This is a genomic window from Pseudomonas sp. NFACC39-1, from assembly GCF_900110355.1.
Classification (GTDB): domain Bacteria; phylum Pseudomonadota; class Gammaproteobacteria; order Pseudomonadales; family Pseudomonadaceae; genus Aquipseudomonas; species Aquipseudomonas tehranensis.
Window position 1 is genome coordinate 21,327 of record NZ_FODL01000027.1, and the last position, 9,427, is coordinate 30,753.

Sequence of the window (9,427 nt, forward strand, 5' to 3'; positions counted from 1 at the left end):
GTTCTTTTAGGGCTGCTTCGCAGCCCAGCGGGAGCAAGCTCCCTCGCCACAAAGGCCCCGCATCACCCACCTCGTAACAAAACCCTATATAATGTGCGCCCTTTTGCCCTCCTGATACCCAAGGAACTTTAGTGAGCACGTTGCCTCCCTGCCCGAAATGCAATTCCGAATACACCTACGAAGACGGTACTCAACTGGTCTGCCCGGAGTGTGCCCATGAATGGTCTGCCAGCGGTGAAGCTGAAACCGCGTCCGATGAGACGGTGAAGAAGGATTCGGTCGGCAATGTCCTACAGGACGGCGACACCATCACCGTGATCAAGGACCTGAAGGTCAAAGGCACGTCGCTGGTGGTCAAGGTGGGCACCAAGGTCAAGAACATCCGTTTGTGCGATGGCGATCACGACATCGACTGCAAGATCGACGGCATCGGCCCGATGAAACTCAAATCCGAGTTCGTCAGAAAAGTCTGATTCGGCTGCATTCCATCCCATGCCCCGCGTGTGGGATGGAGCTTCACCCTCCCCCCTTCAGCCCATTTCTCGGGCGTTAGCCAGGTGCCAGCCGCCTTGAGCTAGCACAACCCATCGTCAGAAAAACAATCGCAACGCCAATAGAGCCTTGCTATTTAGCTAATAAGAATTATTCTCATAACGCCCATCAAGGAGATGAGAACCATGACTTATTTGATCGATGCCTGGCTGGACCGCCCACACCCTTACCTGAGAATCCTGCATCGGGAAACCGGGGAAGTTTGCGCGGTACTTGAAGAAGAAGCCTTGAACGAATTGCAGGACCAGGGGGATCTGGACCTCCACAGCCTCAATTCCAGCGAGCCGCTGGTGCTCAAGGAACTGGTGCGCAATCTCTTCCTGTTCTGTTACGCCCGGGCATTGCGCCCTACGGGTGATTTCAGTGGCAGGTTTCAAGGATGAACGCGCAGCTCATGTGGGAGCGGGCTTGCTCACGAAGGCGGTGTGTCAGTTAACAAAAATGTCGACTGGCAGTCCGCATTCGCGAGCAAGCCCGCTCCCACCTATTTGCCCGGCGTTAAACCAGGCAGGGTCTTACAGAACGTCCAACAGCTCGACGTCAAACACCAATACGCTGTGCGGCGGAATGCTGCCAACGCCTTGAGCGCCGTAAGCCAGTTCGCTCGGCACGTATAGGCGCCATTTGCTGCCGGCGTTCATCAGTTGCAGGGCTTCGGTCCAGCCCGGGATCACGCCGCCCACCGGGAATTCGGCTGGCTGGCCACGATCGTAGGAGCTGTCGAACACAGTGCCGTCGATCAGGGTGCCGTGGTAATGGGTACGCACCTGATCCTCACGGCTCGGCTTGGCGCCTTCGCCCTGAGTCAGCACTTCAAATTGCAGACCCGAGGCCAGGGTGGTGATGCCTTCGCGCTTGGCGTTTTCAGCCAGGAATGCACGGCCTTCGCCAGCGGCAGCTTCTGCCTTGGCGGCAGCTTCCGCCTGCATGATTTCGCGGATGACTTTGAAGCTGGCGGACATCTCGTCCTGGCCCACACGGCTCGGCTTGCCGGCGAAAGCGTCGGTCAGGCCGGCCAGGATCGCGTCCAGGCTAACGCCCGGTGGCGGGTTGTCGCGCAGTTGGTCGCCCAACTGACGGCCAATGCCGTAGCTGACGCGGGTTTCGTCGGTGGACAGGTTAACTTCGGACATGATGCTGCTCCGCTGTGCGGACGGCTCGGGAATTTGCCGTGCTCGACACAGCGCCTCCCGGAGCGCCCGGAACCAAAAGGGCGAGCAGACTAGCACAGATGCCGTAGCGGGTGATGAGCCGCCTCATCAAAGCGCCGCTGCCAAAAACGACAACGCCCGCCTGCTTTGCAACAGACGGGCGGTGCGCCAAGGCGATGAACGGGCCTCAGTGCTTGGTCAGTTTATCCAGGTAACCCATGGCAAACGCCGAGACCACGAAGGTCATGTGGATGATCACGTACCACATCAGGTGCTCGGGATCGACGTTCTTGGCGTCCATGAAGATGCGCAGCAGGTGAATCGAGGAAATGGCAACGATGGAGGCCGCGACCTTCATCTTCAGCGAGGACGAATCCATGGTCCCGAGCCAGTTGAGCTTTTCCTTGTCGGAATCGATGTCCAGTTGCGAGACGAAGTTCTCGTAGCCGGAAATCATCACCATCACCAGCAGGCCACCCACCAGCGCCATGTCGATCAGCGACAGCAGCACCAGAATCAGTTCGGACTCGGCCATGGCAAACACATTGGGGATGATGTGGAAGACTTCCTGAAAGAACTTCAGCGCCAGGGCCAGCAAGCCGAGGGACAGCCCGAAATAGATCGGCGCCAGCAGCCAACGGGAGGCGTACATTGCATTTTCGATAAAGCGTTCCATTGAATCTCACACCAGGGCTGAAAAATCGCGGCGAGTATATCAGTCACGCCCCGGGTCATAAACGCCAGGCCCATCCGTGACTTCAGCCCTTGTGGCAAAACCGTACTGCCAGCCCCCGCATGATGACGGCTTTCAATGCAGCGGGCGAAACTCGAAGCCGTCGACGCTGCGACAACGGCCTCCATTGATTTCCCGTAACTGGGCCTGCATGTGCAGGCTCCAGATCTGCGGGTCGTCGGCCAGCTCATAACCGTGCAGTGTCAGGCTTTGCACAATGGTGTCGAGAATGGACTCAGCGGCATTCGGGCCGGGAAAAGGGCCTTGGGCCTTGATGGCCGAAGGTTGTTCGCCAGCCATTCCGGCGGCGAAGAGCAAGGTCCACATACCGGTATCTCCCGCCAGTGGACGGATGGCGCATTCGATACGGGTGACAAGGCCCAGGCATTGACGAGTGAGGCAAAGGTTGCGCGACATGGCGGCGCCCCTCGATAGATCCGGTATTCAGCCTCAGGAAGAGGCTGTTTCGATCCGATGATGGCTCTCGTTATCCTTGAACTGAGGATAGAAGAAAAGTTCCGGCCGCAAGTCCCGCCGAGACCAGAATGCGCCGAATGGTCATAGTGTGAATATTGACGCCAAAACGGCGGCACTTTTTAAGCAATCCTTACAAACCAGTGTGGGAGCGGGCTTGCTCGCGAAGGCGGTACATCAGCTAGCAGATAAGCCAACTGATACACCGCCTTCGCGAGCAAGCCCGCTCCCACAATTAGATCTCCACCATTAGCAACTGGCGACACATCAAGCCGGCTTGGCCTCCGCCAGCGCCTGTTGCGCCAGTTCCTTTTCCGCTTCCTTGATGTCGTCTTCGCTGATCATCTCCGCGATCACCCGCAGCCGCTCCACCACCCGGGCATTGACGCTACCCTCAGGGAATTCACCGTTTTCATCCGGCTCGCCGGCCGGTTCGCCCACCAGCAGGCTCAGGGCTTCGTCGGCCTGACGCACCGCATAGACGTGGAACTGCCCGGCGCGCACGGCGGTGAGCACTTTCTCGTCAAGCATCAGGGTGGCGACGTTGGCCTGGGGGATGATCGCCCCCTGCTCGCCGGTCAGACCACGGGCTTCGCAAAGGCGGAAGAAGCCTTCGATCTTCTCGTTGACCCCACCCACCGCCTGCACTTCCCCAAACTGGTTGATCGAGCCGGTGATAGCGAAACACTGCTTGAGCGGCGTCTTCGACAACGCTGAAATCAGCGTACACGCCTCCCCCAGGGAAGCGCTGTCGCCGTCTACGTAGCCGTAGGATTGCTCCAGGGCAATGCTGGCCGAGATCGCCAGAGGAAACTCCTGGGCGTACCGGCTGCCCAGGTAACCGGTGAGGATCATCACGCCCTTGGAGTGGATCGGTTGGCCGAGGTTGACCTCTCGCTCGATGTCGACAATGCCGCTGCCGCCGGGGTAGACCGTGGCGGAAATCCGCGCCGGCACGCCGAACGCCGAATCACCCACCTCCAGCACCGTCAGCCCGTTGCACTTGCCTACCGCCGCGCCGTCGGTGTCGATCAGGATGATCCCCGCCAGCATGTCGTCGAGAATCCGCGCCGAGACGCGCCCGGTACGGGTGGCCTTGGCCTTGAGGGCGCGCTCGATGTGACCGGCGTCAGTCATCTCGTCACCGGCCAATTGACGAATGAAATCCGCCTCGCTGACCAGTTGGAAAAGATCGCCAATGCGCGCCGACAAACGCCCCTGATGTTCGGCCAGGCGCGCACTGTAGGTGGCCAGGCGCGCCACCGCATCGGCGGTCAGCGGGGCCATGCCCTCCTCCGAAGTACGGGTCTTGAGCAACTGGGCGAACTGCTCCAGGCTTTCGTCCCCCATCGGAATGTCTTCGTCGAAATCCACCAGCACGCGAAACATTTCCTGGAAGTCCGAATCCAGATCCTGCAAGGCGTAGTAGAGCTGGCGGGCGCCGATGATCACCACTTTGACTTGCAGGGGGATGTGCTGCGGGGTCAGGGTGACCGTGGCCAGACGACCCAACTCGCCCAGTGGCGACTCCATTTTCAGTTTGCGCGATTGCAGGGCACGCTTGAGTGCATCCCACACGAACGGCTCGCCCAGCATTTTTTCTGCTTCGAGGATCAGGAAACCACCGTTGGCCCGGTGCAACGCCCCTGGGCGCAGTTGCCGATAGGTGGTGTAGAGCGCGCCCTGGTCAGTGCTGTACTCAATGCGTCCAAACAGGTTGTCGTAGGTCGGGTGCGGTTCAAACACCACCGGCGCGCCACCGCTGGTTGGGTGCCCTACCATCAGGCTCGGGGCGTATTGCTCCTCCAGCAGCTTGCGGGCGATGGCGTCAGACTTGCTGTCGTCCACCAACTGCTCGACCACCGTCTTGAGCAAGTACACCTGCATGGCTTGCAGGTAACCGCAGACCGCGGCGTTCTCTGCGTACTTTTCCGACAGCGGCGCCAGCAACGGCTGCAGGGCCAGGGTGATGGTTTCTTCGTTGAGGTGACGCATCTGGTTGCTGGACTCGCGCTTCCACTGCGGCAGGCTGGCAAGCTCTTCGTTCAGGCGTTCTTCCAGACCTGAGATGTCGTCATGAAAACGCTCGCGCTCAGACTCCGGCAACTGGGCGAATTCCGCCTCGTCCAGGGCCTTGCCCTCGCTCATCGGCGTGAACGCGATGTTGCTGCTGTCACGGTACAGGGCGACATCCTTTTCCAGCGCCAGACGTTCGATGACATCCAGGGCGCGGTCGTAACGCTGGTTAAACGCACGGTCGATGGCGCTTTTTTTCTGTTGATAGGACGGGTGCTCGAACACTGCCGGGAACGTCGCCAGCAGGTTGTCGATCAGGCCGTTGATGTCGGCGATGAACGCGCCCGCCGTACCCGATGGCAGCTCCAGGGCACGGGGTTCGCGGGGCTCATCGAAATTATTGACGTAGACCCAATCCGCCGGGGTCTGCATACGCTTGCCTTCGGCCTTGAGATAACGCTTTACGAACGAAAACCGGCCAGTGCCGGGCTCTCCCATGACAAATACGTTGTAACCGGGGCGCGGCATGGCCACGCCGAACTGCAATGCTTCGACCGCACGCTCCTGGCCAAGCACACCGCGGAAGGGTTCCAGATCATTGGTGGTAGAGAAGCTGAACTGTTCAGCGGAAAACGGGCGGGTCAGCGCTTCGGGCGCTAGACGCAAGCTGGCAGCAACAGGATCAGGCATCGGGCTTCCTTACATCAGGCGGGGCAGATAGCGGCATTCTGGCGCTGCCTGCACCTGACTGGCAAGAAGCGCCTCAGACCAAAGCATAGTCCAGGGGTCACCCCTGAGCCCGAGCCCGTCAATTCATGACACTGCAGTTACTTTTTGCAAAATGTCACGGAACCCCAGGATCGTGCCTAAACTCCAAACTGCGCGGCTGGAACAATAACCGGCCCACTGGCGCCAGCGGGTGCCAGACCCTGTCCATTGGTATGCACATAAAAGAGAACATAGCTATGAAACGGATTCTTCTCGGTACTCTCTTCACCGCTGTATCCCTCAACGCCATGGCTCAGGCGCCAGGCGGTCCGGATTGCGGCTGGGGCAACATGCTGTTCGAAGGTCAGCGTGGCACCCCGGCTCACTTCCTGGCATCCACCACCAACGGCACCTCCGGCAACGCCACCTTCGGCATGACATCCGGTACCAACGGCTGCTCGACCAACGCGGCACTGACCTACGGTGGCAAGTCCTGGCTGGCCATGAACGGCATGATGAACGAGCTGTCCGAAGACATGGCCAAGGGCCAAGGCGAAGCGCTCACCACCTACGCCGTAGTACTGGGCGTGGCGCCGGAAGACCGTGCGCATTTCTCCGCTGTCACTCACGAGCACTTCCAGCAGATCTTCAGCAAGGCTGATGTGACCGCAGAAGACGTGCATACCAACACCCTGGCCGTGCTGAAAAGCGACCCACGCCTGGCCAAGTACGCCACTCAAGCTTAAGCTCGACACCACTCGCTCCTCTCGGGGAGCGGGTTTTCTTTTTGGGGCCCCTTCCGGTCTTTATTTTTCGACTGTCCAAGTAGCCAACTATGCTCAAACGCCTTGCCTGGCTGGCGCTCTGTGTGTGCGCCCCGTTGTCCGCCGCACCTCATGTCGACCCTCAGCGCTTGCAGCAATTGGCCAACGACCGTTTCTGGATTTCCCTGGGCCACTACGAAACCGCCAAGCTCGGCGGCTGGCGCAGCTATATCAGCGACAAAGAATTTTTCCTCGCTCCCGACGGCAACGAACATCCCGATCATGAACTGACCGCCACGGTGCAAGCCCTGTACGGCCCCGCCAGCGCTGGTCAGCAACACGCCCAATGTGTGTACCCGGCGCGTACACGCTGGCTGAAAGCGCAGCTCAACCTGACCGATCTGCCGACGGTTGACTGCAGTGAGTTCACCCAATGGTTCAAGGATGTCGCGCCCCACAGCGCGGTGATGATTTTTCCGGCCGCCTACTTGAACAGCCCATCTTCGATGTTCGGCCACACCTTGCTGCGCATCGACCAGGCCGATGTGCAAAGCGACAAGACCGCGCTGCTCAGCTATGCGATCAACTTCGGGGCCTACATCGAAGGCTCGGACAACAGCATTCTTTATGCCTGGAAAGGCCTGATGGGCGGTTACCCGGGCCTGTTCGCCCTGGTGCCCTATCAGGAAAAACTCTCCGAGTACCGCAGCCTGGAAAACCGCGACCTGTGGGAATACCGCCTCAATCTGAGCCAGGTGGAAACCGAGCGCATGGTCGAGCATGTGTGGGAACTCAAGCAGATTGAGTTCGACTATTTTTTCTTCGATGAAAACTGCTCCTATCGCCTGCTCGAACTGCTGCAAGTGGCCCGTCCCAGCCTGCGGCTGACCGAACAGTTCCCGTTGACGGCGATTCCCACCGACACCGTGAAGGCGGTGAAAGAAGCCGGGCTGGTGGAAAGCATCGAATACCGTCCCTCCCGTGAGCGGGAGTTGCTCAGCCGCGCCGAACCACTCAGCGACGCCGAGCAGCAATGGGTGCTGAAAGTCAGCGCCGACCAGAAACAACTGCAAACCTCAGCATTCAAGGCATTGCCTCGCGCCCGCCAGGCGCTGATCATCGACGCGGCCTATCGCCTGGAGCGCTACCGCGCCAACGGGCAGGAACGCGACCCGCAGCGCGCCCAGCGCAGTTTCGAACTGTTGCGGGCGATCAACCAGAACCCCGCGCCGGAACTCGACATCCCGCGACCGGGCCTGCCCGAGGATGGCCACGAGTCGCGCACTTGGCAGGCCGGCCTCGGCACGCGTGGCGACCGGGCATTCGGTGAATACGGCCTGCGCATGGCCTATCACGACCTCAACGACAACGCCGAGAGTTTCCCGTTGGGCGCACAGATCGAGATCCTGCAACTGAAGCTGCGCCAGTACGAAGGCAATGACTGGCAGGTGCAACAGCTGGACCTGGCAACCATTCGCTCGCTGACTCCACGCAATGAGTTGCTGCAACCGCTATCCTGGCAAGTCACCGGCGGCCTGGAGCGGGTGCCGGGCAAGCACGACGACGAAACCCTGGTCAGCCACGTCAATGGCGGAGCCGGCGGCACCTGGGCACTGGGCGACGACATGCTGGGGTTCGCCTTGGGCACGGTGCGGGTCGAACACAACAACGACTTCGCCCAGTTCATCGCTCCCGCAGCGGGCTTCAACACTGGCGTGCTGTGGAAAAACCCGCTGGGCAACTTGAGCCTGGAGGCCAAAGGCGACTATTTCATCAACGGTGAAGTGCGCCGTAGTGTGAGCCTGAACCAGCAGTGGGAACTGTCACGCAACCTAGGTCTGCGCCTGAGTGCCCAGCGCGAGTTCAGCCATCTGGCGTCACCGGAGAACGAAGTGATGCTGGAGGTGAAGTGGTATCACTATTGACCAAAGCATCTACCCGTCCACAAAAATCGACGAGACGTTTTTAGACATTCAGCGAAACCAAAAGCCTGCGACCATGGCCCAAACTCCAATAGAGGAGAACGCCATGAGTCGCGCCTTCGTCAATGAGGACAACGCCGCTGCCCAGGCCGATCAACCGGTCGAGCGTCAGGTCAGCGTGCAACCCAATTACGTCACGCCCGCCGGACTCGCCCAATTACAGGCCCGGGTCGCTGAGCTGCAGGCGCTGCACAGCCAGCAGGTGGCCAGGGGAGAACTGGCGGACAAGCAGCGAATCGCGGATATCGAACGGGATTTGCGCTACTTCCATCAGCGCTTGCAAAGCGCGCAGGTCGTTACGCCGACTTCATTGGATCAGGTGCGGATCGGGCATTGGGTGACCTTTGTCGATGAGCACGATCACGAGCAGCGGGTGCAACTGGTGGGTGAGGATCAGGCTGATGCGGCCAAAGGGTTGATCAACTGGGGATCGCCGTTGGGCCGGGCTCTGCTGGGGACGAAAGTGGGCGATGAAGTGGTCTGGAAACGGCCGGTGGGGGATTTGGCCATTGAAGTGGTGGCGATAGAACCGGGGTGATCTTGCCGGCCTCATCGCGAGCAGGCTCGCTCCCACAGGAGTCGAGCCCCACCGTGCATCTTGTGCCTGACCCAAAACCATTGTGGGAGCGAGCCTGCTCGCGATGGCGGTGGGTCAGGCAACCTTTTGCTGACTGATCCGACACTATCGCGAGCAAGCTGAACTGGCTTAATGATCCCGGACACCTCTTAAGGGCGATATGATTCGCCCCATCAGGAGGTTCCATGCAAGAGCGAAAGACCTACACCCGCGAGTTCAAGCAACGTGCTGCAAGCATGGTTCTTGATGATAACTGCTCAGTTCCTGACGTCTGTGCGTCAATGGACGTTGGCCCTACGGCTCTGCGCCGCTGGGTAGATCAGGTTCGCAAAGAGCGTGAAAAACGGCAGCCAGTGGCAGGCACCAAGGCAATCAGCGACGAACAGCGAGAGCTTCAACAACTGCGAGCCAAGATTAAACGCCTGGAGACTGAGGCTGAAATCTTAAAAAAGGCTACGGCTCTCTTGATG

Annotated in this window: 10 protein-coding genes; 6 read left to right on the top strand and 4 right to left on the bottom strand. The window is 59.9% G+C overall.

The annotated features are described in order from the left end of the window. Positions 1 to 131 precede the first annotated feature (131 nt). Together BMY45_RS26890 and BMY45_RS26895 are read left to right on the top strand one after the other, a co-directional pair. Entirely contained in the window at positions 132 to 473 is a 342-nt protein-coding gene (locus BMY45_RS26890) for a zinc ribbon domain-containing protein YjdM (protein ID WP_076386396.1), read from the top strand. A 204-nt stretch (positions 474 to 677) separates the two neighbouring features. Next, complete coding sequence (locus BMY45_RS26895) at positions 678 to 935, top strand: PA4570 family protein (RefSeq protein WP_092403425.1); 258 nt, start codon at positions 678 to 680, stop codon at positions 933 to 935. Between the two features lie 132 nt (positions 936 to 1,067). Here the strand turns inward: BMY45_RS26895 and BMY45_RS26900 are convergent, their stop codons facing one another. From BMY45_RS26900 to BMY45_RS26915, 4 genes are all read right to left on the bottom strand, one after another. Beyond that, positions 1,068 to 1,685: a BamJ family beta-barrel-assembly machinery protein gene (locus BMY45_RS26900; RefSeq protein WP_025215564.1), complete on the bottom strand. Its 618-nt coding sequence runs from the start codon at positions 1,683 to 1,685 to the stop codon at positions 1,068 to 1,070. 205 nt (positions 1,686 to 1,890) lie between these two features. Continuing rightward, entirely contained in the window at positions 1,891 to 2,379 is a 489-nt protein-coding gene (locus tag BMY45_RS26905; protein ID WP_047230159.1) for a TIGR00645 family protein, read from the bottom strand. Positions 2,380 to 2,511: 132 nt separating this feature from the next. Continuing rightward, complete coding sequence (locus BMY45_RS26910; RefSeq protein WP_092403427.1) at positions 2,512 to 2,853, bottom strand: PA4575 family protein; 342 nt, start codon at positions 2,851 to 2,853, stop codon at positions 2,512 to 2,514. A gap of 324 nt (positions 2,854 to 3,177) precedes the next feature. Beyond that, positions 3,178 to 5,616 carry a Lon protease family protein gene (locus BMY45_RS26915; RefSeq protein WP_092403429.1) on the bottom strand — a complete coding sequence of 813 codons (2,439 nt, stop codon included), beginning with the start codon at positions 5,614 to 5,616 and terminating at the stop codon, positions 3,178 to 3,180. A 275-nt stretch (positions 5,617 to 5,891) separates the two neighbouring features. Between BMY45_RS26915 and BMY45_RS26920 the strand changes: the two genes are divergently transcribed. The 4 genes from BMY45_RS26920 to BMY45_RS26935 form a co-directional block, all read left to right on the top strand. Next, the gene (locus BMY45_RS26920) at positions 5,892 to 6,380 is read left to right on the top strand and encodes a DUF3015 domain-containing protein (protein ID WP_057451579.1); all 489 of its coding nucleotides are present in this window, start codon (positions 5,892 to 5,894) and stop codon (positions 6,378 to 6,380) included. An 89-nt stretch (positions 6,381 to 6,469) separates the two neighbouring features. Then, positions 6,470 to 8,323: an Lnb N-terminal periplasmic domain-containing protein gene (locus tag BMY45_RS26925; protein WP_092403431.1), complete on the top strand. Its 1,854-nt coding sequence runs from the start codon at positions 6,470 to 6,472 to the stop codon at positions 8,321 to 8,323. Positions 8,324 to 8,426: 103 nt separating this feature from the next. Continuing rightward, positions 8,427 to 8,918 (top strand): GreA/GreB family elongation factor, encoded by a 492-nt coding sequence (locus tag BMY45_RS26930; RefSeq protein ID WP_092403433.1) that lies wholly within the window; start codon positions 8,427 to 8,429, stop codon positions 8,916 to 8,918. 224 nt (positions 8,919 to 9,142) lie between these two features. Beyond that, positions 9,143 to 9,427, top strand: a 285-nt coding sequence (locus tag BMY45_RS26935) for a transposase (protein ID WP_143071712.1), incomplete at its 3' end; no start/stop codon positions are given.

What these genes read in the sequence shown, in the direction of transcription:
- BMY45_RS26895 (WP_092403425.1), top strand. Translation starts at nt 678, where the DNA reads ATGACTTATTTGATCGATGCCTGGCTGGACCGCCCACACCCTTACCTG.
- BMY45_RS26900 (WP_025215564.1), bottom strand. Translation starts at nt 1,685, where the DNA reads ATGTCCGAAGTTAACCTGTCCACCGACGAAACCCGCGTCAGCTACGGC.
- BMY45_RS26905 (WP_047230159.1), bottom strand. Translation starts at nt 2,379, where the DNA reads ATGGAACGCTTTATCGAAAATGCAATGTACGCCTCCCGTTGGCTGCTG.
- BMY45_RS26910 (WP_092403427.1), bottom strand. Translation starts at nt 2,853, where the DNA reads ATGTCGCGCAACCTTTGCCTCACTCGTCAATGCCTGGGCCTTGTCACC.
- BMY45_RS26915 (WP_092403429.1), bottom strand. Translation starts at nt 5,616, where the DNA reads ATGCCTGATCCTGTTGCTGCCAGCTTGCGTCTAGCGCCCGAAGCGCTG.
- BMY45_RS26920 (WP_057451579.1), top strand. Translation starts at nt 5,892, where the DNA reads ATGAAACGGATTCTTCTCGGTACTCTCTTCACCGCTGTATCCCTCAAC.
- BMY45_RS26925 (WP_092403431.1), top strand. Translation starts at nt 6,470, where the DNA reads ATGCTCAAACGCCTTGCCTGGCTGGCGCTCTGTGTGTGCGCCCCGTTG.
- BMY45_RS26930 (WP_092403433.1), top strand. Translation starts at nt 8,427, where the DNA reads ATGAGTCGCGCCTTCGTCAATGAGGACAACGCCGCTGCCCAGGCCGAT.